Source organism: Streptomyces sp. a15, assembly GCF_059026085.1.
Window position 1 is genome coordinate 17,572 of the sequence record NZ_JBWLKM010000005.1, and the last position, 26,255, is coordinate 43,826.

35 protein-coding genes are annotated in these 26,255 nt (G+C 64.9%); all 35 read left to right on the forward strand.

Annotation, left to right across the window (positions count from 1 at the left end):
• The first annotated feature begins 63 nt into the window (after nt 1-63).
• The 35 genes from AC5P09_RS07405 to AC5P09_RS07575 all read left to right on the forward strand — a co-directional run bounded on the left by AC5P09_RS07405 (nt 64) and on the right by AC5P09_RS07575 (nt 26,241).
• Nucleotides 64-657 carry a phage tail tube protein gene (locus AC5P09_RS07405; RefSeq protein WP_493873028.1) on the forward strand — a complete coding sequence of 198 codons (594 nt, stop codon included), beginning with the start codon at nt 64-66 and terminating at the stop codon, nt 655-657.
• Nucleotides 658-768: 111 nt separating this feature from the next.
• Complete coding sequence (locus AC5P09_RS07410) at nt 769-1,095, forward strand: hypothetical protein (protein ID WP_493873029.1); 327 nt, start codon at nt 769-771, stop codon at nt 1,093-1,095.
• 35 nt (nt 1,096-1,130) lie between these two features.
• On the forward strand, nt 1,131-1,508 hold the full coding sequence (locus AC5P09_RS07415) for a hypothetical protein (RefSeq protein WP_493873030.1): 378 nt from the start codon (nt 1,131-1,133) through the stop codon (nt 1,506-1,508).
• A complete protein-coding gene (locus AC5P09_RS07420; protein WP_493873031.1) occupies nt 1,508-6,274 on the forward strand; it encodes an aggregation-promoting factor C-terminal-like domain-containing protein in 4,767 nt (1,588 codons plus the stop codon). The genes AC5P09_RS07415 and AC5P09_RS07420 overlap by 1 nt, the downstream gene beginning before the upstream one ends.
• A 148-nt stretch (nt 6,275-6,422) precedes the next feature.
• Complete coding sequence (locus AC5P09_RS07425) at nt 6,423-8,621, forward strand: hypothetical protein (protein ID WP_493873032.1); 2,199 nt, start codon at nt 6,423-6,425, stop codon at nt 8,619-8,621.
• A 7-nt stretch (nt 8,622-8,628) separates the two neighbouring features.
• Entirely contained in the window at nt 8,629-9,738 is a 1,110-nt protein-coding gene (locus AC5P09_RS07430; RefSeq protein ID WP_493873033.1) for a DUF5047 domain-containing protein, read from the forward strand.
• Nucleotides 9,735-9,989 carry a hypothetical protein gene (locus AC5P09_RS07435; protein WP_493873034.1) on the forward strand — a complete coding sequence of 85 codons (255 nt, stop codon included), beginning with the start codon at nt 9,735-9,737 and terminating at the stop codon, nt 9,987-9,989. The genes AC5P09_RS07430 and AC5P09_RS07435 overlap by 4 nt, the downstream gene beginning before the upstream one ends.
• Before the next feature lie 36 nt (nt 9,990-10,025).
• A complete protein-coding gene (locus tag AC5P09_RS07440) occupies nt 10,026-10,655 on the forward strand; it encodes a hypothetical protein (protein ID WP_493873035.1) in 630 nt (209 codons plus the stop codon).
• 68 nt (nt 10,656-10,723) lie between these two features.
• A complete protein-coding gene (locus AC5P09_RS07445; protein WP_493873036.1) occupies nt 10,724-11,638 on the forward strand; it encodes a peptidoglycan-binding protein LysM in 915 nt (304 codons plus the stop codon).
• 107 nt (nt 11,639-11,745) lie between these two features.
• Nucleotides 11,746-11,937: a hypothetical protein gene (locus AC5P09_RS07450; protein WP_493873037.1), complete on the forward strand. Its 192-nt coding sequence runs from the start codon at nt 11,746-11,748 to the stop codon at nt 11,935-11,937.
• Complete coding sequence (locus tag AC5P09_RS07455) at nt 11,938-14,463, forward strand: right-handed parallel beta-helix repeat-containing protein (protein ID WP_493873038.1); 2,526 nt, start codon at nt 11,938-11,940, stop codon at nt 14,461-14,463.
• 77 nt (nt 14,464-14,540) lie between these two features.
• Nucleotides 14,541-15,128 (forward strand): deoxynucleotide monophosphate kinase family protein, encoded by a 588-nt coding sequence (locus tag AC5P09_RS07460; protein WP_493873039.1) that lies wholly within the window; start codon nt 14,541-14,543, stop codon nt 15,126-15,128.
• A gap of 12 nt (nt 15,129-15,140) precedes the next feature.
• Nucleotides 15,141-15,386: a hypothetical protein gene (locus AC5P09_RS07465; RefSeq protein ID WP_493873040.1), complete on the forward strand. Its 246-nt coding sequence runs from the start codon at nt 15,141-15,143 to the stop codon at nt 15,384-15,386.
• Nucleotides 15,387-15,877: 491 nt separating this feature from the next.
• Nucleotides 15,878-16,327 carry a hypothetical protein gene (locus AC5P09_RS07470; protein ID WP_493873041.1) on the forward strand — a complete coding sequence of 150 codons (450 nt, stop codon included), beginning with the start codon at nt 15,878-15,880 and terminating at the stop codon, nt 16,325-16,327.
• A 96-nt stretch (nt 16,328-16,423) separates the two neighbouring features.
• The gene (locus AC5P09_RS07475) at nt 16,424-17,191 is read left to right on the forward strand and encodes a hypothetical protein (RefSeq protein WP_493873042.1); all 768 of its coding nucleotides are present in this window, start codon (nt 16,424-16,426) and stop codon (nt 17,189-17,191) included.
• Between the two features lie 245 nt (nt 17,192-17,436).
• Nucleotides 17,437-18,240, forward strand: coding sequence for a PD-(D/E)XK nuclease family protein (locus AC5P09_RS07480; RefSeq protein WP_493873043.1), 804 nt, complete (start codon nt 17,437-17,439; stop codon nt 18,238-18,240).
• A gap of 140 nt (nt 18,241-18,380) precedes the next feature.
• The gene (locus AC5P09_RS07485; RefSeq protein WP_493873044.1) at nt 18,381-18,713 is read left to right on the forward strand and encodes an HNH endonuclease signature motif containing protein; all 333 of its coding nucleotides are present in this window, start codon (nt 18,381-18,383) and stop codon (nt 18,711-18,713) included.
• Nucleotides 18,710-19,036, forward strand: coding sequence for a hypothetical protein (locus tag AC5P09_RS07490; protein WP_493873045.1), 327 nt, complete (start codon nt 18,710-18,712; stop codon nt 19,034-19,036). Before AC5P09_RS07485 ends, AC5P09_RS07490 begins: the two co-directional genes overlap by 4 nt.
• A gap of 64 nt (nt 19,037-19,100) precedes the next feature.
• The gene (locus tag AC5P09_RS07495) at nt 19,101-19,769 is read left to right on the forward strand and encodes an RNA ligase family protein (protein ID WP_493873046.1); all 669 of its coding nucleotides are present in this window, start codon (nt 19,101-19,103) and stop codon (nt 19,767-19,769) included.
• Nucleotides 19,766-19,972, forward strand: coding sequence for a hypothetical protein (locus AC5P09_RS07500; RefSeq protein ID WP_493873047.1), 207 nt, complete (start codon nt 19,766-19,768; stop codon nt 19,970-19,972). The genes AC5P09_RS07495 and AC5P09_RS07500 overlap by 4 nt, the downstream gene beginning before the upstream one ends.
• A gap of 91 nt (nt 19,973-20,063) precedes the next feature.
• Nucleotides 20,064-20,261: a hypothetical protein gene (locus AC5P09_RS07505; RefSeq protein ID WP_493873048.1), complete on the forward strand. Its 198-nt coding sequence runs from the start codon at nt 20,064-20,066 to the stop codon at nt 20,259-20,261.
• A 75-nt stretch (nt 20,262-20,336) separates the two neighbouring features.
• Nucleotides 20,337-20,519: a hypothetical protein gene (locus AC5P09_RS07510; RefSeq protein WP_493873049.1), complete on the forward strand. Its 183-nt coding sequence runs from the start codon at nt 20,337-20,339 to the stop codon at nt 20,517-20,519.
• 82 nt (nt 20,520-20,601) lie between these two features.
• A complete protein-coding gene (locus tag AC5P09_RS07515) occupies nt 20,602-21,207 on the forward strand; it encodes a hypothetical protein (protein ID WP_493873050.1) in 606 nt (201 codons plus the stop codon).
• Nucleotides 21,204-21,401, forward strand: a complete 198-nt coding sequence (locus AC5P09_RS07520) for a hypothetical protein (protein WP_493873051.1) — start codon at nt 21,204-21,206, stop codon at nt 21,399-21,401. Before AC5P09_RS07515 ends, AC5P09_RS07520 begins: the two co-directional genes overlap by 4 nt.
• The gene (locus AC5P09_RS07525; RefSeq protein WP_493873052.1) at nt 21,398-21,823 is read left to right on the forward strand and encodes a hypothetical protein; all 426 of its coding nucleotides are present in this window, start codon (nt 21,398-21,400) and stop codon (nt 21,821-21,823) included. Before AC5P09_RS07520 ends, AC5P09_RS07525 begins: the two co-directional genes overlap by 4 nt.
• Complete coding sequence (locus AC5P09_RS07530) at nt 21,820-22,056, forward strand: hypothetical protein (protein WP_493873053.1); 237 nt, start codon at nt 21,820-21,822, stop codon at nt 22,054-22,056. Before AC5P09_RS07525 ends, AC5P09_RS07530 begins: the two co-directional genes overlap by 4 nt.
• Nucleotides 22,056-22,484 (forward strand): hypothetical protein, encoded by a 429-nt coding sequence (locus AC5P09_RS07535; RefSeq protein ID WP_493873054.1) that lies wholly within the window; start codon nt 22,056-22,058, stop codon nt 22,482-22,484. Before AC5P09_RS07530 ends, AC5P09_RS07535 begins: the two co-directional genes overlap by 1 nt.
• Complete coding sequence (locus AC5P09_RS07540) at nt 22,481-22,819, forward strand: hypothetical protein (protein ID WP_493873055.1); 339 nt, start codon at nt 22,481-22,483, stop codon at nt 22,817-22,819. Before AC5P09_RS07535 ends, AC5P09_RS07540 begins: the two co-directional genes overlap by 4 nt.
• Nucleotides 22,816-23,118, forward strand: coding sequence for a hypothetical protein (locus AC5P09_RS07545; protein WP_493873056.1), 303 nt, complete (start codon nt 22,816-22,818; stop codon nt 23,116-23,118). The genes AC5P09_RS07540 and AC5P09_RS07545 overlap by 4 nt, the downstream gene beginning before the upstream one ends.
• Nucleotides 23,119-23,338: 220 nt before the next feature.
• Complete coding sequence (locus tag AC5P09_RS07550; protein WP_493873057.1) at nt 23,339-23,785, forward strand: hypothetical protein; 447 nt, start codon at nt 23,339-23,341, stop codon at nt 23,783-23,785.
• Complete coding sequence (locus AC5P09_RS07555; RefSeq protein ID WP_493873058.1) at nt 23,782-23,958, forward strand: hypothetical protein; 177 nt, start codon at nt 23,782-23,784, stop codon at nt 23,956-23,958. Before AC5P09_RS07550 ends, AC5P09_RS07555 begins: the two co-directional genes overlap by 4 nt.
• Nucleotides 23,955-24,497, forward strand: coding sequence for a hypothetical protein (locus tag AC5P09_RS07560; RefSeq protein WP_493873059.1), 543 nt, complete (start codon nt 23,955-23,957; stop codon nt 24,495-24,497). Before AC5P09_RS07555 ends, AC5P09_RS07560 begins: the two co-directional genes overlap by 4 nt.
• Nucleotides 24,490-24,873: a hypothetical protein gene (locus AC5P09_RS07565; RefSeq protein WP_493873060.1), complete on the forward strand. Its 384-nt coding sequence runs from the start codon at nt 24,490-24,492 to the stop codon at nt 24,871-24,873. The genes AC5P09_RS07560 and AC5P09_RS07565 overlap by 8 nt, the downstream gene beginning before the upstream one ends.
• 104 nt (nt 24,874-24,977) lie before the next feature.
• A complete protein-coding gene (locus AC5P09_RS07570) occupies nt 24,978-25,748 on the forward strand; it encodes a recombination directionality factor (RefSeq protein ID WP_493873061.1) in 771 nt (256 codons plus the stop codon).
• A gap of 1 nt (nt 25,749) precedes the next feature.
• Nucleotides 25,750-26,241 carry an HNH endonuclease gene (locus tag AC5P09_RS07575; protein ID WP_493873062.1) on the forward strand — a complete coding sequence of 164 codons (492 nt, stop codon included), beginning with the start codon at nt 25,750-25,752 and terminating at the stop codon, nt 26,239-26,241.
• The last annotated feature ends 14 nt before the right edge of the window (nt 26,242-26,255 follow it).

The following is a 26,255-nucleotide window of genomic DNA, read 5'->3' on the forward strand; positions in this document are numbered from 1 at the left end:
CTGACACTTTGACCCGCTCGTCCGTGAGGCGCTGCGGGTCTCTCGCATGCCCATGGAGGGCTCATGGCGGATACCCGCAATGCCGATCTGACGTTCGGCGCAACTGACTACCTCGTGTACATGGCCGCGCTCAACACGGTGAAGCCCACGGGCTTCGCGGACCCTGCAACCCCGTGGCAGATGCTCGGCTGGGTCACGACGGAGGGCGGCCTCTTCAAGATCGAGGAGGAGTCGAAGGACGTCGACGCCGCAGGCTCACTGGAGCCTATCCGGACCCTGATGACCAAGAGCACGAAGAGCCTTCAGGTCACCTTCCTGGAGGGTCTGAACCCGCTCGTCCGGTCGCTGTACGACAACGTCCCGGTCGCGTCCCTGGAGCCGGACGAGGTCACCGGCATCGCCGCGTACGACTTCCCCGACAAGCCCAACGACCTCCGCTACGCCTTCGTGTTCGACACCCTCGACGGCGACAAGCGCATGCGCCTGTACATGCCGAACGGCAAGGTCGTGGAGCGCGGTGACGAGCAGCCTCAGACGGCTGACGTCATGCCCGTTCAGCTCACCTTCCGCTTCTACAGGGGCGCGACGTCGAAGGCCGTGAACCGTGCCATCGACTACGGCGACGTGGACGTGTCGGGCTTCTTCCCCGCCGGCTGACGCCAATGATTAGCGGGGCCTGTATCTGCGCGGGTCCGGGCCCCGCTTCAGCCACACACCGACCCGCGCCAGAACCACAGCTCCACAATCACTGACTTAGGAGACCCGCGCATGTCTGAAACCACCGTGACCCCCGCCGAGGCGCAGGAGACCGAGGCCACCGAGGAGTACGTCACGGCGCCCCTGGGTGAGAAGACGCTCCGCGTGAAGACCGTCGGCAACTGGAGGCCGTCGTACCTCCGGGCCCTGCGCCTGGGTGACTACGACACGTGGGCGGAGGGTGCGCTCCACCCTGACGACGTCACGGCGTTCGTCGAGGCCGACTGCACGTTCAACGAGATCAACGCCTTCACCTCCGCGGCCATGGAGTCCGCCGGGGAGGCCCCGGGAAAGTCTGGAGCACGTACGCGGTCCTCTCGGACCACGCGGAAGCGCTAGAAGCTGACATCCCGCGGTACTACCCCGGCGCGCGAGTGCTGGACGTGTACCGCGGGACGCTCTCCCTCCGCACGCTGCGGATCTGGATTGAGCACCTCCCGCCGGAGTCCGCGACGAAGACCGCGATTCGCAACGCCATCCCGGCGGAGGAGCTGGAGCGCTCGACGGACGAGGGGCGACCGGACATGGCGCCGTGGAGCGGCACGGAAACCCTGCTCGCGTCCGTGAAGGACGAGATCCGACTCCTTCGCATGGTCATGGTCGCCGCGAACGGCGGCAAACCCGGTGAGTTCACACCTACTCCACGTCCCGGCATTCCGCCGAAGAGCGCGCAGACGTCGCGCAGTTCGCTCACAGACGAGCAGCGCCGCGCACTTGACCCGCGGCTGAGACACCAGCCGAAGGAGGCGTGATGGCCAACAACCTGGACATCGTCGGGACAGTAGCCGTCGACGTGGTCCCGATCGCTCCGGCGCTGCACGCGAAGCTACAGGCGATGGTGCTTCCCGCCGCGGACAGTGTCGGCGCGGAGGCTGGCCGACGCATGGGCAACGCGATCTCGAATCACATCGTGATCGCGATCCCGTCGGCCATCAACCACGGTGGCCAGGCAGGGCAGCAAGCGGCACGCCGGCAGGGTGATCAAGTTGGCGGAGCGTTCGCCAGGTCCATCAAGAACCGCCTCGAAGTCGCCTTCCGATCCCTGCCGAAGGCGAACGTCCGGCTCAGCGATACAGGATTCAACGCTGATCTTGCTCGCCTTCGTGCCCGCATGGAGACGCTGAGCCGGAAGACCATCGGTGTCGACATCGACGCGAAGGCCGCGGAAGCGGAGATCATCCGCATTGACGTGGAGCTGAAGCGTCTCGGCGCCAACCACACTGATGTCAATGTCCGGGCCGACACGGCGACCGCTCGCGCGGCACTGGCAGAGATCCGGGCAGAGATTGCGGCTGTCGACGCGTCGAGCATCGACATTGACACGTCGGGGGCGGAGGGGGCCCTTGTCCGACTGGCCGTAGCGATGGGCGTCGTACTGGCGATTCCACTCGCCCCCATCGCCCTTGCAGGCATCGGAGCCATCGCATCGGCCGCAACGGTGGCGGCTGTCAGCGTCGGCGCACTGGGCATTGCGGCCATCCCCGCCATCAAGGGCGTGACGTCCGCAATCCAGGCGAAGAGTGCCGCGGAGAAGGAAGCGGCCTCCGCGACGGACAACAGCGCGGCTACGAGCGTCCGAGCGGCTCAGCGTGCCCTTCAGATGGAGAGCGCTCAGCAGGCTCTAGCCTCCGCTCACCGCAGCGCCGCCCGCTCCATCGCGCAGGCGAATCGTCAGGTGGAGGACGCGGAACGCGCCCTGGGCCAGGCTGCGGCCCGTGCCATGGAGCAGCGCGAGCAGGCAGCGCAAAACGTTGTGCGCGCTGAGCGCTCGCTCGCTGACGCGAAGCGCCAGTCACGGCAGGCTGAGGAAGAGCTCACCCGTGCACGGCAGGACGCCACAGAGCAGCTTGCCGACTTGAACGCGCAGCTCGAACGAGGCAAGCTCGACGAGCGTGACGCAACCCTTCGCGTCCAGGAGGCGCAGGAGGAACTCAACCGCGTACAGGCGGAGTACGACGCCGGCAAGTCAACGGAGCTCCAGCTCCAGCGTGCACAGCTCGCCTACGATCAGTCGGTCCAGGCCGCCGCACAGCAGAAGAAGGATTACGCGGAGCTCCAGAAGGATGCGGAGGCCGCGCGTAAGGCAGGCGTCAACGGCAACGAGGACGTCGAGCGGGCGACGCAGGCCGTCGCGGATGCTCAGCAGAACGTCAGGGATCAGACGCAAGCCGTTGCCGACGCTCAGCGCGACGCCGCAGAGGCGCAGGTCGAGGCGGCGCGGACCATAGCCGACGCGCAGCGCTCCCTTGCGGACGCCGTAGACAGCGCTGCGAATACGCAAGTCCAGGCTGCGGAGTCCATCGAGTCAGCAGAGCGGGGCGTAACGTCCGCACGACTGTCGGGGACCGACACGACGGCGAAGGCCATCACGAAGGCCGACGAGTACCGAAAGGCACTGGCGAAGCTCACGCCGGAGCAGCGCGACCTATACGACTCAATCGCCGGTCCGAAGGGTCTGACGAAGGCGTTCAAGGCGTGGTCCCTGGAGCTTCAGCCCGACGTCCTCCCGCTCTTCACGCGAGGTGTCGACGGTGCGAAGAACTCCCTCCCGACGTTCACGCCACTCGTGCAGGCGGCTGCGGATGCCATCGGCGAACTGATGGACCGTGCGAGCGCCAACCTGAAAGAGCCTTTCTGGCAGAGATTCAAGGCCGATATCCAGGAGAACGCGAAGCCTGCAATCATCGGTATGGGAGCCTCCTTCGGTAACGTTCTGACGGGCATGGCGGGAATCATCGACGCCTTCCTTCCGCACATGGAAGGCATCTCGTCGACGATGCAGCGCATCACTGGACGGTTCGCCAACTGGGGAAAGAACCTCAAGGGCTCCCCGGAGTTCGAGAACTTCCTCCAGTACGTCAAGGATACATCTCCCGGCGTCGCTGAGTTCCTCGGCGATCTGATGGAAGCGGCACTAGACCTAGGTAGTGCGTTGGCGCCAATGAGCGAAGTCGCTATGGCGATCCTGACGCCGCTCCTCGACGGTATCTCATGGATATCTGAGAACGCTCCGGGTGTCATTCAGATCCTATGGGGACTCTACGCCGTCCATAAGGCAATCCAGCTTGGCATGGTGGCATTCGCCGCAGCTATGGCGATCTATCAGATTGCAGTAGCGGGCGCGACACTGGTGACGTCCGGATGGGCCGTTGCGCTTCAGGCGACGGGCATTGTCCCGCTGATTCAGTTCATCGTTCTGGCCGTCGCCGCTCTTGCCCTCGGAATTATCTGGGCATACAAGAACGTCGGTTGGTTCCGGGATGCGGTCGACGCTACCTGGAAGTTCATCAAGGACGCGACGTCGTGGCTCTGGGATACTGTCCTGAAGCCATTCCTGACGAACTTCTGGCAAGGTCTAAAGGATCTGGGAGACATCTGTCTCTGGCTCTGGCAGAACGCAATTTGGCCGTCCTTCCAAATGATTTGGACGGCGGCGAAGATCTTCCTCGCAGTGCTGATCACGCTGGTCCTGGCTCCCTTGTGGATCGCCATTCAGGCCATCGGCGATATCGCGGTGTGGCTGTGGGAGGCGGCAATAAAGCCTTCCTTCGAGAGCATCGCCGTAATTGCCGGGTGGCTCTGGGACGTGATCCTGAAGCCTGTCCTCCTGAACATATGGGACGGTGTGCAGGACGTCGGCGATATGTTCATGTGGCTCTATGACGGCGCAATCCGTCCGAGTGCCGAGCTTATCGCCACAATAGCGTCATGGCTCTGGAAGAACGCACTGAGTCCATTCTTCCGAATCTTCTGGGATCACCTGAAGTGGGTGGGGGATAAGTTCCGGTGGCTGTATGACTCGGTGATTTCACCGGTTGCCGGCTGGATTGCCGATAAGGCGAGATGGCTGTACGACAAGGGAATCAAACCGCAGTTCGCTGCTATCCGATCCGCCCTCGACCTCCTCGGTGATGCTTTCCGAATCACAAAGGACTACATCGGAAAGCAGTGGGCGAGGCTGAACGACCTCACGAAGGCACCCGTAAACTTCATCATCAAGTGGGTTTACACGAACGGTATCAAGGCCGTTTGGGACAAGGTCGCGAAGTATGTTGGTCTCGATGCACTTCCCGCAGCTCCCAAGCTTCTGGAGGCTGGCGGAACCGTCGGAAACGGCTGGTCAGTCGCTGGCCCGATGAAGACGAACCGGCCGACGGCAATTGTCGGTGAGGGCAATCCCCGGTACCCGGAATATGTCATCCCGACAGATCCGAAGTACAGGAGCCGTGCCCTTTCCCTCCATCAGGCGGCAGGGACGCAGCTCCTCGAATCCGGGGGCATTCTCGGCTCCGCGTGGGACTGGACGAAGGACACCGTCTCTGACGTCGTCGGCAAGGGGATCGACTGGGCGAAGACTGGTGCGGATCTGCTTGGTGACCCGTCGAGCATCTGGACGAAGCTCACCAAGCCCATCCTCGCGAAGGTCTCGTCCGGCGTCGGTACCTCGCCCATGGGCAAGGCGCTGACGAAGTACCCGACGAAGATGGTTGGCGGACTGCGGGACAAGATCGTCTCTGCCGTTGCTGACATGTTCTCCGCGGGAGGCGGAGTCGGACAGTGGGTGAAGCCGGTCAACGCCGCATACGGCACGCGCTTCGGCGTGGCCGGCAACATGTGGAGCTCCGGACATCACACGGGCCTCGACTTCCCGGCAGCGGTCGGCACGGCAGTGCGCGCGGTCGCAGGCGGAACAGTGTCGAGCGTCGGCAGCTCGGGACCGTACGGCAACCATCTGAGGGTCAACCACGGTGGCGGACTCTCCTCGCTGTACGCGCACCTCTCGAAGATCTTGGTCGGCCTCAACCAGCACGTTGCGCAGGGGCAGACGATCGGACGAGTCGGCGCGACGGGCAACGTCACGGGCCCACACCTCCACCTGGAGGCGCTGCTCAATGGGAAGCCCGTCGACCCTATGCCATACCTGACGGGCGGAGGCGCGGGAACCGCGTCGTCGAAGTCCATCTCTTCGGCGAAGAGCTACGCGAAGGGAATCCTCGGGCAGTTCGGATGGGGGCAGAGCCAGTTCCCCGCCCTGGAGAAGCTGTGGCAGGGCGAGAGCGGTTGGCGCTGGAATGCGGAGAACCGCAGCTCTGGCGCGTACGGCATCCCTCAGTCGCTTCCCGCGTCGAAGATGGCGTCCGCCGGCTCTGACTGGAGGACGAACGCCTTCACGCAGATCCGTTGGGGCCTGGACTACATCAAGAACCGGCCCGACTACGGCTCCCCGTCGGCCGCTTACTCGAAGTGGCTGTCCCGCAGCCCGCATTGGTACGACGACGGCGGCCTCTTGCAGCCCGGTCTGAACCTCGTCGCGAACGGGACAGGCAAGCCGGAGCCCGTGTTCACGTCCGGTCAGTGGTCCGACATTCGCGCCTCCAAGGGCGGAGGGGCGACGACGGTTCAGGCCGATGTACGTGTCTTCGTCGGTGACCGCGAGATCACGGACATTGTCCGAACGGAGATCAACACGTACGACTCCGAAACCGCAACTGACCTCAACAACGGAAGGTGGGTTTGATGCCTGACGAGACGCCGACTGAAGGCGAAATGGTCCCGCCCATCGTCGACTACACGCCTGAAGTCGTCGAGCCGGAGACCGAACCCGAGCCTTCAACCCCTCCGTCGGTTGTGGGGCCGACGTACCCCGCTCCTGGGGAGGGCTGACAGTGGCAATCGCGGGCAACCTCCTGCCGGCCAACGCGGAGAGCGTCGAAACTGACGCCTCCGCGTGGGTGGCGCTGATCAACTCAACCAATCCGACGCAGGGCAGCGGCGGAACTCTGGGCACGAAGTGCCTGCTCTTCAAGTCCGTAGCAGGCGGGGACGTACAAGTCGGGCTTGCGGATCGGGTGGCTGTTACTCCTGGCGCGGAGCACTGGGCCTGCGCAAGCATCTTCCCGCCTGGCGCCGGCGCAATGTCGCGCATAGAGATCCGCTGGCACACGTCCGGTGGGACGCTGATCAGCACATCGGCCGGTCCGTACGTCGCTGCGCCTGGCGTCACCTGGCATCAGGTAGCGGCGGTGGGTACCGCCCCTGGCACAGCCGCTACGGCGGACGTGGTGATACGGCCGCTTGCGTCAGCCGCGGACCAGAACTGGTTTGCGGACCGGATCTTTCTCGGGTTGACGTCAGCGTCCCGCTCGACGTCCGCCACCCTTCTGGGCTTCAACGTTGAGACGGCGGAGATAGACGCTAGTGGGTGGGCCGCTTCCGGTCCGTCCACGCTCACCGTCTCGACGTCCGCCTACACCTGGTTTCAGTCCCTGCTACTGACGTCCACAGGCGCAGGCTCGTGTGTCGTGCGCACCACGCAGGCAGTTGCAGTGACGCCGGGCGTCGAGTACGTGGCCTACACGCAGGTCACGCCAGGCACCGCAGGTCTGACCCAGAAGGTTCAAATCCAGTGGCTCAACGGTGCGGGGACGCTCCTCAGCACCTCTTCGACCGACTGGACGCCAGCCGGAGGCCAGTGGACGCGATGCACTGTCGTCGCCGCCGCTCCGGCCGGAGCGGTCACCGCTCACGTCGCCTTGTCTCCCCAGGCGACGGCGTCCGGTCAACAGTGGGTGTACGACCGGATCGTTCTCGCGCCAACGAATGCGCTTATGGTCGCGGGCAACCTCCTGCCGTACAACACGTCGGACATCGAGCAGGACGCATCTGGCTGGACGGTCGCGGGTGGGACGAAGACGCAGAGCACTGAGCAAGTGCTCGGAGGCGGATACGCCCTGAAGCTCGTCGCGTCCGGCGGTGACCTCATCGCCACGGTGACGGCTCCAGTGACCGGCGTCGTAGCCGGTGTGGGCTATCAGTTCGCACCTCCGCTCTACAGCTCCTCAACTCGCAGCTACCAGACGCGCATTGAGTGGCTGGACGGCGACGGAGCCCCGATCCGTACCCGGTGGCAGTCGTGGATACGAACGGCGGGTTCGTGGGCCGTTGGCACCATGGCGGATCTCGCGCCTGACGGCGCAGTGTCCGTCAGCCTCAGTGTCATCGTCCCCGACGCCTCCGCCGGCGAAGTCTGGTACCTGGACCGAGCCGAGTGGAAGGTAGGGGGGCTCACAGCTAAGGCGGTCCCGGCGAGTGCAGGAGGAGCGGCCATCACAGTCCGCGGTCTCACTGCGGGCGGGCCGACGTACAAATGGTCACTGTTCCGCGTCGTCTCCGGCCGGACTCCTGAGCCCGTTCGCGGTTGGTCCGCGGACCTCGTGACGCAGCCGATCACCGGTGACATCGCCGTAGCGACGGACTACGAGGCGCCGCTAGGCGTCCCAGTCCAGTGGCGTGTGGTGCTCCTGGATACGGGCCTGGTCACCCGCCTGACCTACACGTCCGACCCGGTCACCCTTGACGCGGAGGTCACGGATGTTTGGCTGAAGGACCCGGGCCTTCCACAGAGGTCGGTGAAGGTCACCGTTGCAACCCCCATGCCGACGTGGGCGACACCCGCTCGCCAGGGCGTGAACAGCGTCCGTGGCCGGCGCCTCCCCGTTGTCATCAGCGACGTACGAGGAGGGAAGACGGGGGACCTTACCGTCGTCACAGAGACTACTGCGGATCGCGAAGCCCTCGATTGGGTGCTCCAGTCGGGTAGCCCGCTTCTACTCCAGTGGCCTCCCGGGTGGGGCGAACAGGACATGTACGTCTCCGTGGGCGACGTACAAGCGGCTCCGATCGTCGACTACGCGGAGTTCCACGACCGCACATGGATTCTTCCACTAACGGAAGTTGACCGCCCGATCGGCGGAGTCACCGGAAGCGCTGACCGCACCTGGCAGACCGTCAAGGACGCGGGGACGACGTGGGCTGAGGTTCTTTCTGGTGCCACGACGTGGCTCGACGTCTACACGGGAGCGTGAGGCACTGATGTATCCCCTCAGCTCGACGTTCCTTAAGACCTTGCCGACATCACACACGATGCTCGCCAAGGTAGACGTCTACTACAACGGCTCGCTCAAGGTCGCCAACCTGCCCTTCGACAGCGGGTCCGTCACCGTCGACCGGGGGAGCAAGACGAGGCGGACACTGTCCCTGACGGTGTCTGACCCGGATTACCTGCCTTGGCTCGAAACGGATCCGCTGGCCCCCTACGGTCAGCAGCTCGTCGTGTCGCGGGGCATCCGCTATTCCAATGGCGCGGAGGAGTGGGTACCGCTCGGAACTTTCCGGTTGAACGAACCCAGCGGTGACGTCCACTTCGGCCCGCTGACCGTCACGGGATCCACGATGGAATGCGCCGTAATCGACGACAAGTTCCTTACCCCGATGACCACTCGGGGCTACGCGGGATGCGTCGAGGCAATGGAGGGTCTGATTCGTCAGACCCTCCCGAGTGCCGTGGTCGTCAACCTGACTGTCGGGCAACGCAATCCGGCAGTTGCCGTTGCCACTTGGGATGCTGGCGCGGACCGTTGGGACGCCGTTACGCACATCGCACGGGCGATGAGTGCAGAGGTTTACGTCGACGCACAGAATCGGTTTGTAATCGCCGAACTTCCCGACGTCGTAAACGGGACCGTTGCATGGGACATCGCGGAGGGGGAGGGCGGAACGCTCATATCCTCCGCGCGTTCCATGCCAAGAACGGGCGTTTACAACGCCGTTGTCGCGTCGGGTGAGAACTCAGCGTCGGGCAGTGCGCCGGTAAGCGGGATGGCGAAGGACTTGGATCCGACGAGCCCTACACGGTGGGAAGGGCCATTCGGCAGAGTAACGAAGTTCATCTCTTCGGCCCTTTGGATTTCCGCTGGGGACTGTGCGGCAGCCGCGGAGTACGCACTATTCGACGCTACGGCGCCGAACGTACAGACGTCTATCGACTCCCTCCCGAATCCCGCATTGGAAGGTAACGACATCGTCCGCCTCATCTACGCGGGACGGAAGGAGCGATACCTCGTGCAGTCCCTGACGATCCCGCTCAGCGCTGACGGAGACTTCTCCATCAGCCTCAGGGGCGGTAAGGAGGAGGCCGCGTGAGGCTGACGAAGCAGCTCATCGACGCAGTTCAGCGCCTCGTCATCCAAACCGTGGAGCAGCGCGCGGCCTCCTGGTTCATGGCCAAGGTGACGGCCGTGAACGGGGACGGGACGGTCGACATCTCGACGGCCCGTGGACCCATGGAGGGCGTTCGCCGGCTGAAGTCGTATTCGTCGCCGGCCGTCAACGACGTCGTGAAGGTGTCGCGCAATCCGGACGGGAATTGGATTGTCGACGGCGCACTTGCATAAGCCCCAATTTCGTAATGCGCAGGAGGCGCCTTAACCATGCCCCGTAACGACGGATACTCTCAGGCAGTTCAGTACCCGGTACTGGGCGACGTCCCAGACATCGAGGTTCAGCTGAAAACGCTCGTAAACGGCATCGTTCCGAAAACGGTGATGCGTTTCGCCAACGCCAACGCGCGTGCTGCGGCGTTGTCCGGCGACTCGAAGCCTGTTGCCGGAATGGTGACGTACCTGATCGCCGAAGACCGGTGGGAGGGACGTCAGGGTGATGGGGCATGGCTCCTGTTGTCAGACGGACCATGGTCGCCTCTCACGTTCTCCAACGCGCACTCTGCGTTCAGCGGGTCCCCGGGGTGGAGAAAGAAGGCGGGCGGAGGCGTGGAACTACGGGGAACCGTCAAGGCAAACAACGGGAAGCTGAACGACACTGGTGACGACTTGAAGTTCGCGTCCATACCGGCGTCTGTAGCTCCTGCGGCCAACCGGCATTTCCTCGTTGGCACGAGCCGCCAGACTGTTTCCGGCGTCACGCGCATGACAGCGCGCGTGTGGGTAACGCCGAACGGGGACATCTACTACTTCGCCGAGAGCGGAGGAGGCCAGGGGACTACGTCGGCCCCCGCGTGGTTCTCCCTCGACGGAATCCAGTTCAGCCCCGCCGGCGACTGACGTACACCACAAGACATTCACGCCTCGCAGCAGCGGGGCGATTTTTCATGCCCTGGAGGGGATCACGCATGGGTGAAATCTGGATCAAGGAAGCGGAGCGACTGGGGGACGGCAGCATCGGGGGAGCGATGGATACACCGTCGAACCCTGGCCGTGTCGTCTGGCACACGACGGAGTCCGGCACCGGTAACGCATCCTTCAACGCCGTCGGGAGATACCTGATCAACATCGGTGCGGAGCCGCACATCCTGTACGACCCGACGACTGACCGGCTCGCGCAGTACGGTCCGCTGAACCAGTCGGCCCGCGCCCTTCGGAACGACGGGTCGACGAGGACGAACCGCACGGGCAAGGTCTGCATTCAGATCGAAGTCCTCGGACGTGCGGCCTCCCCGTTCACGCGGACGTGGAAGCCGGGCAAGAACTTCAAGGCACTCATGCGGGCCATCCGATCGTGGGGCGTCCCCGACGTCTTCCCCATGGGCGCTCTGGCGTCGCAGTACGCCGACCCTTCCGCGAAGCGCACGCGGTCGACGTGGCTGACGAAGGGAGGGCACTACGGGCACTGCAACATCCCCGGTAACGACCACTGGGACCCGGGTGCCATCTCGCCGGCCGCTCTCTTCGCTGCGGCTCCGAAGATGCCCGCACCGTCGAAGCCGTCCACGCCTGCGAAGCCGAAGCCGACGGTGAAGCCCATCGTCTCCGTCGCGCACCTCAACACCGCTCGCGCCAAGGACATCCCGGCGGCCACAGGGCACACCACCTACAAGGCCGAAGTCCTCGTGGTGGAGAACGCGCTCGTCGCTGAGGGTCTTCTCGCGAAGAAGTACGCGGATGGCTCCTGGGGGACGAAGACCGACGAGGCGTACAACGCCTTCCGTCGCCGCGTGGGTTACACGGGCAGCTCCGCAACGGGCGCCGTCGGCCTGGAGTCCCTGAAGAAGCTCGCTGCTCGCCGTGACTTCACGGCGAAGGCGTGAGTACGGAAGTCCTCGTTGCTCTGATCGCAGCTGTGTCAGTCATTGGCGCAGCTGTGATCGCGGCTGTCCCCGCGATGCGCGCTCTACAGCGACGCACGACGGGGGCCGTGGAGGAGCAAGGGGCCGTAACTCGCGAGCACCTGGCCGCACTGGGCCGCGTGCTGAACACGCGCATTGACGACGTGCGCGACGACATCGACGACCTGAGAGAGGGCGTCGCCCTAGTTCGCGAATGGCAGGCCGGCCACGACGCGGAACACCTTCTGATCGGCCGACAGAACCCGCGAGGAGACACGTAAATGCCAGAGGTACCCATCAGCATCGCGTCCGTGGTTCTCACGGGCCGCTACATCAGGCCCGACGGCACGCCGCTGACGGGCACGCTGACCTTCACACCGCCCGCGCACCTGACGTTTCCTGACGCCGACATCATGAGCACCGGAACGGCCACGGTACAGCTGGACGAGAGCGGGTCTTTCAGTATTGCTCTGATCGCTACCGATCAGGAGGGAATGGAGCCTGACGACTGGACGTATCAGGTTGTCGAGCGCTTCCACCACGCAGAGGGTCGCACGTACCTCGTCAAGCTTCCCGCGACAACGCCTGTCGTCGACCTGGCGGACATCGCTCCCGCGAACCCGGCAGAATGGAACTACGTACCCATTGTCGGGCCGCAGGGAGCGGCAGGACGATCCATCCTGTCCGGCCCCAGCAACCCACCTGCGGAGCAAGGGGCGGACGGAGACTTCTGGCTGAACCTCGACACCCACACTCTCTACGGTCCGAAGGCGTCCGGCGCGTGGCCGGTGACGGGCGTCTCCCTGGTGGGTGGGGACGGCGTGGTGACGGCCATCAACGGAATGGTCGGAGCCGTTACCTTGACGGCGCCGGACGTGGGCGCAGTCCCCATGACGGCCGCGGAGAAGCTGCTCGTCCCTACCGGCGACCCGGCGGCCGATGCAACGGCGATCAACCAGGCGCTTGTGGCGATGTCCACGTTCGGCGGGGGACGGGTCCGCCTCTCCGGTCAGGCATGGACCGTGTCGTCGTCCATCACGCCCCGCTCCAAGACGACGCTTGCCGGATCGCCGGGGACGACGATCGCGCACACGGCAAACAGCAACATCATTTACGCCAACGCCGTAGCGTTCACAGACTTCACCGTCGAGGGCATCACGTTCCTCGGTAGCGTCAACGAGTTCCCGACCTCCCCGAAGCGGGGGAGGACGATGAGCGGTGCCGGCGCGCAGACCGCCATCTTCATGACGGGCGACCTCGACACGTCGGGGACCGGCCAGGCGGCACTGACGAATCTAACCATCCGGAACTGCGCTGTACGGAACATGAGCGCCCTCCCGCTCCGCATCGGCGGAGTCCGCGGCACAGTCTCCGTGACGAACTGCCGCTTCGAGAACAACCAAGACATCGGCTTCATATTCTGCGAAGAGGTGATCTTCAACGACAACCACGTCCAGATGAGCGCTGACAACGGCGTAAGTCTCTCGCGTGGGTGTCGCAAGATCACGTGCGTCGGCAACACCTTCGAGAACTGCGCCTACGACGGCGTGTGGCTGAGCGGGTTCTTCACCGACAAGGGTCCGACGCACTTCACCGTGTCCGGCAACGTCATCCGCAACGTGGGCCACAACGGGGTGAACATCGACTACGCGGCCAAGTACGGCGTAGTCGTGGGCAACACGATCGATCTCGGATACTTCCGGGGCCCGTCCGACGAGCCCTCCAACATCCGAGGAGCCGGTGTCTACGTCGGTGGTTATCCGATCGACAACCGTGCGGCCCCGACGGATTGGGCGCAGGGGATAACCATCGTCGGTAACATCATCCGCACCGCTGCCCGTGCTGGCGTCTACATGAACGGCGTCAAGCGCGTGACGGTCGTCGCCAACCAGCTCAGCGACGTTGGGACGCAGTACCTGGCCGACGGAACTACGGTCATCGCGAGCACCGACGCCACCACCAACGTTGGTGTCCTGCTCGAAAACGCGGCGACGTCGAGTGACGTCACGATCGCGCTGAACAGCGTCGTCGACAGTCGCACCACGCCCTACTGTAACTACGGTGTCGTGCCGCAGAACAACAGCGCTGTCAACGCCTACCTGAACACCATGGTCGGGACGCGGAACACCTCGAACCTCTGGGAGACCGGACCGACGAGGACGGTACAGGCACAGTGGGTGTTCAACCAGAACATCCGCGCCGTGGGCGGAGCGACCGCAGGTTCGAATGCGGGGACGGGGACGATCGCCGGTTTCGACGTCAACGGGGCGGCGGGATCCGTCCGTGCGTTCTCCCTCCTCACGGGCGGGCTGAAGAGGTGGCTCCTGAGAGCCACGGGCGAAACGGAGAGCGGGAGCAGCGCCGGCACGAACTTTGAGCTGAGCGCGTACGACGACGCGGGGAACCTCCTCTCCACACCAATCCGTGTGACGAGGTCGACGGGTCAGGTAGCCATCAACGGTACGCTCGCGCAGAACGCTCACAGAGTCTCGGGAGCGGGGGCCGTCACCGTCGCAGCAGGAGCACAGGCAGCGTCCGCAGCCGCGGGGAGCAACGGGGCGAACGACTCCAGTGGGACCGTGTCCGCCACGGCCGTAGCCGCCCCTGTCGCCGGAACCCTCGTCACCATCACCTACGCGACCGCCTACGCCGCGATACCGAAGGTGGCGCTGACGTCGCGCAATGCCGCCACGGCCAACGCACTGCTGTATGTGACAGCGGAAAGTACGGCAGGGTTCTCCGTGGCCATGGCAGCCGCACCCGCCGCGAGTGCTTCGCTCACCTTCCACTACCAGGTAGAAGGATGAGGAAGTAGCAACGCCAACCAAACATCTTCCCTCCTGCGCCCCATTACCCGGGTGTACGCACTCAGAGGGGAGACGGGATGAACATCGGAATCATCGGCCGCGCGAGGGCGGGTAAAGACACGGCAGGCAAGTGGTTCACCGACGAGCGGGGCTACCGACGCGTGGCATTCGCGGATGCGCTGAAAGAGGCGGCGCTGAGGGTGAATCCGATCATCGAAGACCACGGCGACGATATGGACCCTGTCTACCATCGCCTGTCTGATGTGCTGAGCTGCGTCGGGCAGGAGGCCGCGAAGGACGTCCCGGAGGTCCGTCGCCTCTACCAGGAGTTCGGCCGCTCCATGCGCACCGTCGACCCGGACATCTGGATTCGCCCCGTCCTGGCGAAGGCGATCGAAGCCAACGACGCCGGCGTTCCGGTGGTCGTCACTGACGTCAGGTACCCGAACGAGGTCGACGCCCTGAAGCGCGCGGGCTTCCGCCTCCTCCACATCGACCGCCCCGGCGTCCCGCAGCTGGACCACGAATCGGAGCGGCTCGGACCGGAAGCGGCTCACTACCTCGCCCACAACGACGGCGACATTGCCCACCTGGGCGAGCAGCTCGAACGGATCTGGGACGAGATTCACGCCCTGGAGTCCGCCCGCTTTGCCATGAAGTTCTAACGAGAGACACTCATGCTGACGAAGATCCGAACCTACCTCAACGACCTCACCCTCCGCGCGTACGTCAGGCTCCAGCTCTTCGCGACGCAGGAGCCGGTACGCCTGCGGGCGGCCCTGACGTCGCTCGTCCTCGGCCTGGCCGTCATCTTCCCCGCCATCGACGCGGGGACGGCGGAGACGATCGGCGCGGTTGGCGTCATTGCGCTTCCCCTCCTCGTCGGTGAGTCGACGCGGACGAGGGTGACGCCGGCCGTGTAGTGCCTTCAGCCCCCTGTCTCTTCGGAGGCAGGGGGCTTTTGGCGTATGCGGACAACCCCAACAACCCGCGTCACTGCGGAGCCCCTCTCCACCCTGTGACCCTCACCACAATCAGGACGGACGGTCTGGTTTCCGGCCATCCCCTCTAAACCTCAACCGGTCAGTAACCGTGCAGGGGAAAGCCCCGTCACTCGTCCAGAGTGACGGGGCTTTCTTCGTTTCCGGACCGCACCAGAGAGGCCGGAAACAACTCACGGCGGCTGATTCTCCGCACTTGTGGCGGCCGACATAACCCCTATGCTCGCCCCATGCCGACCTCACACGGCCCTCTACTGCCCGCCCTCGACGCTCTATGGGAGCGATTGCGGGCCGACGTTCCGGGCCTACCCCCCATGCGATCAGCCGTGTCACCCACGCCACGACGCGCGGACCACGGTCCCGAGCGATGGACCCAGACGGATGACGCGGACCACGCTGTCTCAGGTCTTGTAGTGAATGCCGACGTACTCCAGGAAGGGCCGGAGTACGTACTCGAAATGGTCCTCCATGATGCCGCGCATGTACTCAACTGGATCCGAGGCGTCAGTGACACCACGATGCGGGGCGTCTACCACAACCGCTCCTTCCTGACGGCCGCGGACGAAGTGGGACTGACGTGGCCCGATGACGCGGAGCGCGTCGAAGGAAAAGGATTCGTCAACCCTGTCGTCAGTGATGCCGCAATGGAGCGGCACGCCCCTGACCTGGTGGAGCTGGAGAGGACGATTCCCTTACTCCTCCCGCATCTGGAACTCCCGACATCCTCCACCGCCAGCCGTGTCGACCGGCTGACGTTGCGGTGCAAATGCACGCCGGCGCGTAGCTTCCGCGTATCCCAGACCGTTGCAGCGAAGGGGCCGATCCTCTGCGGCGTCTGTGGGAAGCCGTTCACTGAAGGGTGATCAACTAAGCGTTGCCTTGCTGTAGGGTCTGCCGACGTCAAACGTTTTGCGCTAGCCTGCGGCAAGGCAACGCTCCCACAGAGAGGTTCAGACCAGATGAGTTCCGGAGAGGTCGACCGTCGTTTGAGCGGCGAAGCAGCGCGCGTCGACGTCAGTGACCCGCGTCAGCTGGAGCTCGACGACGTCAAAGACGAGCCGGAGGAAATGCTCGTCGCTCGCGGGGCCGCGTACGCCAAAGAGTGGGGGCGGGTCGAGAACCATCCGACGATCCTCCTGAAGAACATCGCGACAGTTATCGTCGCGCTCCGACGTCAGCACGGTGACTACCTGGGGCGCGACGGCACCTATCGTAAGGCGGTAGCGGACATGTACCGGCGCGCAGGCGTCGACGAGGACCGCATCAAGTCGGCTGTCCGGTACCACATCAACAACGCCCTACGCCGCTACCTCACGCCGCGCGAGTTGAAGCGGCTGGGTCTCATTCCTGAGTCCGCCCTCGAACGGCAACAGGACACCCGCGCGACCAACCAGGCGATCATCAACGCTACGAAGATCACGGCGGCTGTTGAGGCAGGACCCGCGAAGACGGTGTCCACCAAGCCGGCGAAGAAGACCCGCGCAAAGGGTGAGGTGAGGGCTGACGTCGTGGAGAAGACGTCGCCAGGGGCGCGAGTGAAGGCAACCGCGGATCACCTCCGCCTCGCGGAGGTAGTGAGCGGGATCGTGGGCCAGATGCGCCCGGAGGTCATCGACGTCGACATGACCGACGGGCAGCGCGCCAAACTCGACGAGCACCTTGCGGAGATCGAAAAGAAGGTCCGCAGCCTCCGCCGGCACCTGAAAACTAGCAGGTCAGGCGCCTAACCGCCCTCCACGTCGACCTGCCTCCGCCTCCTCCACCCGGTCCAATTGGCCAAACTAACCCCTTATTTCTAACTCTCCTTAACGCGTGTTAGAGAGAAGTGAAAATAGGGGTTGGTTTGGCTTTTTGGCGCGCGGTCTGGCCCCCGGAGGACGAGGCGGAAGATCTTCGACGGCCAACCAAACATCCGGCCCCTGGCGCCCCATAACCACTGTGTCAGCAAGTATCAGCGACACACGGAGGCCGAGTGGCTGGGGTAGCGACAATCAAGCGCGGTGGAAGCCGCTTCTACATCGATCCGACGGACGGGGACATCAAGGTCCCGGGCGTGACGTCCGTGGTGGGCATGCTCCCCAAAGAGTTCCTGACTTTCTGGGCAGCGAAGGAGGCCGCAACGGCGGCCGTCGACAACTGGGACATCGTCTCTCAGCTCGTCCAGCGCGACCCGAAGGGCGCTATCGACTACCTGAAGAACGCGCACCGGAGGAAGTCGAAGGCGGCATCCGATCTCGGCACCGCCGCACACGACTACTTCGAGCGCCTGGCGCGCGGGGAGGTCGTCCACGACCGGCACGTTCACATGGACGTCAAGCCGCACATCCGGTGGTTCCGGGAGTTCCTCGACGATGTACAGCCGGAGTTCCTCATGTGCGAGGAGACCGTATGGTCGGATACTCACTCCTTCGCGGGGTCGTTCGACTGCATTGCTAAGATCGACGGGGAAACCGTCATCCTGGATTACAAGACGTCGAAGTCGGTCTACGATTCGGTCGCCTTGCAGCTCTCGGCTTACCGCTACGCGGACCGCATCATCCTGGCGGAGTCTGGGGAGAGCGTTCCCGTCCCGGAGATGGCCGGCGGAGCCGTTCTCCACGTGCGCCCAGAGGGCTGGTCGCTCGTCCCCGTCAAGTGCGACGAGGCGGTGTTCGAGGCATTTCTCAGCCTGCGCCAGACATTCGCGTGGGAGGCAGAAGGGAAGAAGCGAGTCGTCGGCAAGCCGGTTGCGTCCGGCGGAGGGTTCGTCACTGGTACTCAAAGGCGTTCGGCGTGAAGGCCCCATTGCTCGAAAGGTTCTGGTCGAAGGTGGAGCTGCCGACCAGCGTGGACGGCTGCGCGGTGTGGGCTGCGGCTCGCACTCGTGACGGCTACGGGTCTTTCTGGGACGGGGCTCGCGTGTCTCTAGCTCATCGCGTGGCCTTCGAGGTGCTGGAGGGGCCTATACCGTCAGGGATGGTGCTGGACCACAAGTGCCGGAACACCTCGTGCGTCCGCCCGGATCACCTGGAGCCCGTGACCCACGCTGAGAACATGCGGCGGGGTCACTGGAGCAGCACCGACAAGACGCGCTGCCCCGCGGGCCATCCATACGACGAGGAGAACACTCGCCTGTACCAGGGGCATCGGGTCTGTCGGGCGTGCGACAGGGAGCGCAATCCCGCACGCCGTGACGCCAGGAACGCCAGAGCGCGGGAGCGGTACGCCCGGCGTAAGTCCGCAGTACGACTGAAGAAGGGGAGCGAGTGAGCACGCTGGAGGACAAGCTCCAGAACGCGCGCAGGCACATCGACTACGACGGTGAGGCGGACGTGCCGAGTGACGTGTTCGACGTCCTGAGCGCGCTCGTGGAGAAGGTACAGGCCATGGAAGAAGCGGCACGCCCACGGTCGGCCACGGCTAGTGCTGCGCCCATGCCGGTCATGTCTCGCGTCGACGCCCTGAAGCTCGCCCGGGAGCACGTCGAGGCCCTGAGCACGAACGCCCGTGGCTATCAGGAAACCCTGAAGCTGCACGACAAGGTTCAGGCAATGGAGCGCTTCGCGCGCTTCCTGATGGGTGAGGTCGAGTAGCACCAGTCACACACGCGGGGCGTCCACATCGGACGCCCCGCTTCGCATGCACGGAAGGGGAGAGATGCACGAGTTCACCGAGTGGCCGAAGACGAAGCGGCTGTTCCGGGACATCGTCGTGACGGAGAAGCTCGACGGGACGAACGCGGCGATTCACATCAGCAAGGGTCCCGTCGTCGAGTTCCCGAGCGTGACGTTTGAGGCGTACCCCCTGAAGTCCGGGGAGTTCTTCGTAGACGGTCACATCTGGTACGTGACGACGCAGTCCCGGCGCCGCATCATCACGCCGGGCAAAACCACGGACAACTACGGCTTCGCCGCGTGGGTCCACGAGAACGCCGCGGACCTGATCCACATCCTCGGGGAGGGCGTCCACTTCGGGGAATGGTGGGGGAGCGCAATTCAGCGGGGCTACGGTCTCGCTGGTCGACGGTTCAGCCTCTTCAACACGGAGCGGTGGCGGTCCATCGACGAGGGCGGGACCTCGATGGAGCAGCGTGCGGAACAGTCGAGCTTGGTCGACCAGCTCGACGCTGTCCCGGTGCTGTACACAGGAGTGTTCAGCGAGACCGACATCACGTCGTGGCTGGAGAGCCTCCGCGACTTCGGCTCCATGGCGGCTCCTGGCTTCATGAACCCCGAAGGCATCTGCATCTACCACACGCAGACCCGCAACGTCTTCAAGGTCACCCTGGACAACAACGACGCGGGCAAGTGGGAGGCGGCAGCGTGAAGAACTATCTCCGTATGTGGCCGTGGCTCGTCCTAGCCATCGCCGTCATGCTCCTGGCGACGGCGTGCGGCGACCTCGACGAGTCGGCCCCGTCCAGCTGCTACGAGATCGACATAGACCACCCGAAGACGTCGAAGAAGACGACCACGCCGGCCCCGAAGGCGCCCGCCTATCGCGCGCCCTCGACGACGAGGAAGCGCTAGTGGAGAGCGCAGGAGGAGGGCTCGGGATCGTCATCATCGTCGCTCTGCTGCTGCTCTGCGCGTCGGGCAAGGACAGCGGGGAGGGTAAGTAGTGGCGTTCATCAAGGTCGAGTACGGCAGCCCAAACAACATCGGGGTCGAAGGTGTCGACTACTTCGAGGTGGACCCGGACGACGTGGAAGCTGACGGAAGCGTCACACGTGACGTCATCGACGCCGTGTGGCAGCACGCCGTGAACGAGTTCATGGGTGACACGAGCGCGACGGTTGTCGAGAGCGAGGGGGACTGACGCCATGGAGCTACTCGCCCTGATCGTCGGACTCATCATTGGCTTCGCCGTCGGCGTGGCGGAGAGGAAGCGCGCATGACCCTGGAAGAGCACGTCCGCGCTATCGAGGCAGCGATTCAGGCAGCCGCGGAGGACGGGTATTACCTGGACCTCGGCGACGCTTGTGCGCTCATTGCGCTGGAGCTGAACGCCGTCGACGACTGCGGAGAGCCGACGGCGTGGAAGGAGATCGAACTCCCTCACAGCCCGATGGCATAGCGCCAATGACACACGCTCCACCTAGCCCCCGGCTGCTTCGGCGCCGGGGGCTTTCGGCGTAGGAGCTACGAGAGGAGAGAGCGTGTACCTGTTCAGCCGCATGCACATACTGAACGAGCATCTGTCGCACTCCGGACGGAGCGCTATCACCGTCGGAGCCACGCACAAGACGCCCAACAGTGACACGGTCCTGGTCAACGTCTTCCATCCGACGACGGGAGGAGGGCGCACCTTCCTCCTGGCCCGTAACGAGGTGGAGGAACTTCATAGCGCACTCGGCAGGTGGCTGGCCGAAGGATGGGCCGGCTTCGTCGACGGCGCTCCGGGACCTGGACGGGGCTATGCCACTCCTGCCGGAACGGTGAGCGACGGCGGAAGCGTCTGGGATGCGCTGGAGCGACGACGCCAGGAAGCGGCCGACCGTCAGCGCAAGCGGGACGAGGCATTCGCGAACACCTACGCCTCCTGGACGCACGAAGAGTTGGTCAAGGAGCTGAAGCTCCTGAAGTGGAACAAGCAGATGGCAGAGGAGCGCGAGCGTGGGTGGCGCGCGTCCCTGGAGGGCGAAGAGAAGCGCTTCCGCGCGCTGATCGGACGTCTCCGCACGGCACTGGACGGCAAGCGAACCGCGTCCGTCGACGACCTGAACGCCGCTCTGAAGGAGCCGGTAGAGGAGACGCACGCATGATCAACGGCGGAACCACCATCCACACGGCCGACGGATCGTCGGTCACCATCACCCCGCGAGGTATCGAGTACGACCTCCACGTCCGCAACGCCGCAGGGCGAACCGTCGCGACGGTCGTCATGAATCAGGACGACCTTGACGCCCTGTACGAGGACCTGGACGAGCACACGACGGTGGAGTGGGAGGCGGCGTGAGCGACGTCAAGTCTGGCGACCTCGTGTTCAACGGCGCGCAGTGGGTCTCCGTGGCACGCGTCGACGGCAGGTCATGCGTGCTGAGCGACTCGACACGGGTGCGGCTGTCGGATCTGGACTTCTACGGGCGCGACTCCCACCGCAACTCTTGGCGCTGCTACGTGGCGTCGGTAAGGGTCGTCGACGAACCGGGCGAGGAGGCCGAACTCTTCGAAGAACTCTGGTTGATGGAGTACCGCATCTGCGGTGATCAGGCGAAGGCAGGGGAGTTTGCCCGCGACTTCCTGAACCGCCACGCGCACGTTCTGGCGGAGCGGCAGCGTACTTGGGCGCGTGAGTTTGGGACCACCCCGACTCAACAGGCTATCCGCTCTGTCGTCCACGAGGCCGCCGGCCTGATTGACCCGGAGGTGACTCCGTGACCGCCCGCGAAACCCTCACCACCACCCTTACCAACCTCCTCGCCCGCACCCGCAACGGCCGTGTGGACGCACACCGCGCGGAGGCGGAGCGGCTGGTCGACGAGGCGATGAGGGAGCACGCGCACGAGTTGGCGGAGCGGATCCGCGGTGTCCGGGGCGGCTTCCTCATTGAGGACACGAAGTTCGGCATGTCATGCGCTGCGACGCTCATCGACCCGAAGGCGCGGCCCTGATGCACATCGGACGATCCTTCGACGGTGGCGGCCACATCGAAGCCACCTGCCCGTGCGAGCTCACAGCCTGTGGCCTCGTCGACACGGACAACGTCAACGACGAGTGCACGCAGCACCCGCCGGTGCGCTGCAAGACGATCCGTACGGGCCATCCCGCGGAGGACTGCCCCGGCGTCGGTCGGGACGTCGTGGTCGCCATCGGCAAGACGGAGGCCGCGCGTCAGGAGGTCATCGACGCCGCGTTCACGGAGCCGGAGGGCTTCGTGAACGCTTCGATCCTTGACGCCCTCGACAACTACCGCGCGGCTGTGGCGCACGAGTTGGCGGAGCGGATCCGCACAGCAGCCACGGAGTGGGACGGCTGGCCGGAGAAGCAAGCAGTCATGCGACGTACCGCAGACGACATCGACCCGGAGGAGAGCCAGTGAAGTACCTCGACAACGGCGGAGACACATGGGAAGACGCGGGTGACGGCCTCGTCCGCGCCGTGGTAGTGGGCGGCGACGTGGTGACGGACGCTGAGTCATGCCCGCTCGAATACGCCGACGAGTCCTGGGGCCCGCTGGTCCCCGTGGCGGAGGTCGTCGAGCAGTCGCAGGACGACGCCTCTGACAGCCTTCCGCTAATCACTGACGTCATGGACCGGGCGGGTGTCTTCCAGTCCGCTCACGACCTCGTTACGGGTCTCAAATGGGATGACAGTCAGAACCCGTCGGTCTACGACGTGCTCCAGGTAGCGAAGTGGCTGGAGGGCGGGGGATGAGCATGGCCCAACTCGTCGACGCCGGCGCCCCGGAGTTGCCGGAGGGGTGGTTCTACCGGGTCGAGCCAGCGATGTTGCGCGGCGCTATCCGCGTCACCATCCGTCGCCCTAAGTTCATCGGGTCGAAGGAGATCGAGCGGTCTGTCATCTTCGTCCACGAGCATGCGGACGAGCTGTCGGCCGTGGTGTCCGGCTGTACTTACGCCCACCGACGGTGGCGGGAGGCGGAGGAGTCTCGGGACCTTGCCGAACGGGCGCGGGACTACTACGGCGACCACGACCCGAAGGGCGGTAAGTGATGTTCGGCCAGCCCCAGACCCCGCCCACTCCGGCGGAACTGAAGGCGCAGGTCACGACGGCAATGCTTGACATGGCCGGAGTCCTGGAACCCATCTACGACGCAGCGGACGGCATGAGACGCGACCTTGAGGCGCGCGGGTGGTCTCCGACGATGGCGGAGCAGTGCGCCGGGACGTGGCTCGCGTCGACACTGGCGGCCGTGGGCGGGGGCGGACGCGCATGACGTACACCCTCGCCGACGCTATCCGCGCGCAGTTCGAGCGCGACCACCCGCACGGCAAGAACACCCTCTTCTGCGACCAGTGCCGATGTCGGAAGGACCGCACCGACTACCGCGAAACCCCCTGGCACGGGCGCGCGGCAGCATGCAAGAGCTGTGAGGGGATGCGGTGGGTCGATGAACTCCGCATCCCGCAGACGTGGCAGTTGGAGCAGGAGCGGGCGAAAGTCGTGATGCTCGTCCGCCACATTCAGCGGCTCCGAATGCAGCGGATCCTGACGCCTGCAGTCAGGTCAGCCGACGCGTTCGAGGCACACCACCAGCCCTACTACGACGCCATGGAGCGTGCTCAGCGACGGTGGCTCGCGGCATACATGACGCTGCCTGCCCCGGAGTTCAAGCAGCGTGGCAAGCGCACGCGACTGACGAAGGAGAACACACGTTGACTACGGACTACCTGTCAGGGCTCATCTACCAGACGTGGGCCGACCAGTACGACCCATCGGCGAACCCGTCGACCGTACAGGCCCGTCACAACCTCCTGGCGACGTGGGCGCCGCACCTCTACGCCCCGATGGTTCCGGAGACCTTCCGTGGGCCGAAGTGGGGGCAGAGGTGACACAGCCTCAGCCAGGAGACTTCGCCCTGACCCGCATCCCTGGCTTCACTGGCCGCTTCGTCGCTGCCGGCCAGTGGTTCGTGGGCGACGCTGCGCCTGTGGAGCATGCGCTCGTGTACGTCGGGAACGGGGAGATCGTGCAAGCGATGCCGGGTGGGGCGGAGTTGATCCCTCTGGCGGACGCGCACGAGCCTGTCGTGTGGTCGACGGGGAAGAGCTTCCTGACGGCCGCGGAGCGCATGCGCGTCTGCGGCGCCGCTCGTGGGCTCGTCGGGACGCCGTACAGCTTCCTCGACTACGGCTCCATCGCGCTCGCGTACTACAAGATCCGCCCGGCGTGGGTGAGGGACTTCGTGGCGTCGTCGGGACATCTGATTTGCTCTCAGCTCGTCGACGAGGCGTATCTCCGAGCGGGAGTGCATCTGTTCAGTGACGGGCGGATCCCGGGGGATGTGACGCCAGGAGACCTGTGGAAGCTACTGCACCCGAAGCGTGTGACATCGACGGACCGGGAACTGAGGAGGCTCGCGTATGGCTGACGAGTGCGAGACACCGGAGTACGACGAAGGGCCGTGCCACTGCGCGTTCCACGACCCGGAGCGGGACCGCGCGGGCCGCATCGAGAGCTACTACCCGCAGAGTGCGTGGGAGTTGGCTGAGCGCATCGTCGACCTTGAGGACGAGGCGCATGCGGCGGCCTCCGTAGAGAGCGATCGGCTCGCAGCCCTGGAGGCGCGCGACGCGGAGATTGCGGAGCTGACGTGGAAGCTTGCCGACTGCGACCGTGCGCGCGAGTCGGCGGGAAACCTGTACCTCATGTTCCGCGACCTACGGGACGCGGAAGCGCAACTCGTGTGGGAGCGCCGGGAGAACGCTCGGCTCCGCGCACTCCTCGACGAAGCGCAAAACGTTTAGCGCTCAGACCAAACATCTGACCCCCGGCGCCCCATAACAAGGGTGTAAGGCCGACACGGCCACACACCAACACGCACACAGCCCCGAACGAGAGGCACTCACGCATGGCCAACAACCTCAAGAGCATTTGGGACGCCGACCCGGACGCAGCTCCGAAGGAGCGCCCGTCATTCTCCAGCGACATCGTCGGCCGCTTCCGGTCCGGTCGCCTCGTGAAGACGGGTCGGACGGAGTCGCCGGAGAGCCTGAACGATTGGCGCGTCACCACGGGTGACCCCGCTGTCGCCGCGAAGATCGCGGAGCTTCTGGGGGGTGAGCCGGAGGAGTGGGAAACTGAGCGAGAGGATCACCTCGAAGTCCTCACGACCTCCCGCACCGTTCACATCACCATCGAGCCGGACGGCGTCGACGCTTCGTTCAAGCAGTTCATGCCCGGTGCCGGCCTCATCCACCACTGTGACGGATTCAACCTCCTGTCGCCGGACGAGGAGAAGGGCCAGCCGTGCGGCTGTCCGACGTTTATCGCGGAGCGCAAGGACAAGGCGCAGAAGATGCGTGGTCCGAAGCCGTCGGTGGACATCGAGTTCCGCCTCCAGGACGCACCGGACCTGGGCAAGTTCCGCTTCAACAGCGGCTCGTGGAAGCTCGTAGAGGCGCTCGGCCCGCTGTTCGCGGAGCTGGACAAGTACGGTAACGCGGGCGACGAGGAGAACGGCGCAGAGGGTACCCCGGTGCGTGGCTCGCTCACGATCGAGAACGTGAGTTACGTGCCTAAAAAGGGGCCGCGCGCCGGTCAGACGGTGAGCTACAACTACCCCCTGATCAAGATCTTCGGGGCCGCTGAGACTGCGGAAGGTCTGGCGGAGGCCGCCTGACGTGGGCGGCATCAGCTTCGCCCCGGTGCCAGGGTTCTCGCGGTACACCGCATGCTCTGACGGGCAGGTATACGGTCCGCGGGGATCGATCAAGGGGTTCACACATAAGGCCGGGTATCGCTATGTGAAGCTCGTGGCGGACGACGGAAGCTGGAAGGGCCGACGCGGACACCGGCTCATCCTGGAGTCGTTCACGGGCAGCGCCCCTGAAGGTACCGAGGGTGCCCACGTCGACGGTGACATGAGCAACAACGACGTGAGCAACCTTGCGTGGGTCACTCATGCGGAGAACATCCGACACAAGGTTCTTCACGGGACCGTCACACGCGGAGAGCGACACGGAAGCTCGAAGCTGACCGCCCCGCAGGTGCTGGAGATTCGACGCCGATCGGCGCGAGGCGAGTCGGTCAAGTCCCTAGCTGAGGAGTACGGGGTCTCGACTCCCACTCTGCGCAGGGCCCGCGATGGCAAGACGTGGAGCCACGTCACCTGACTCATAGCGCAAGA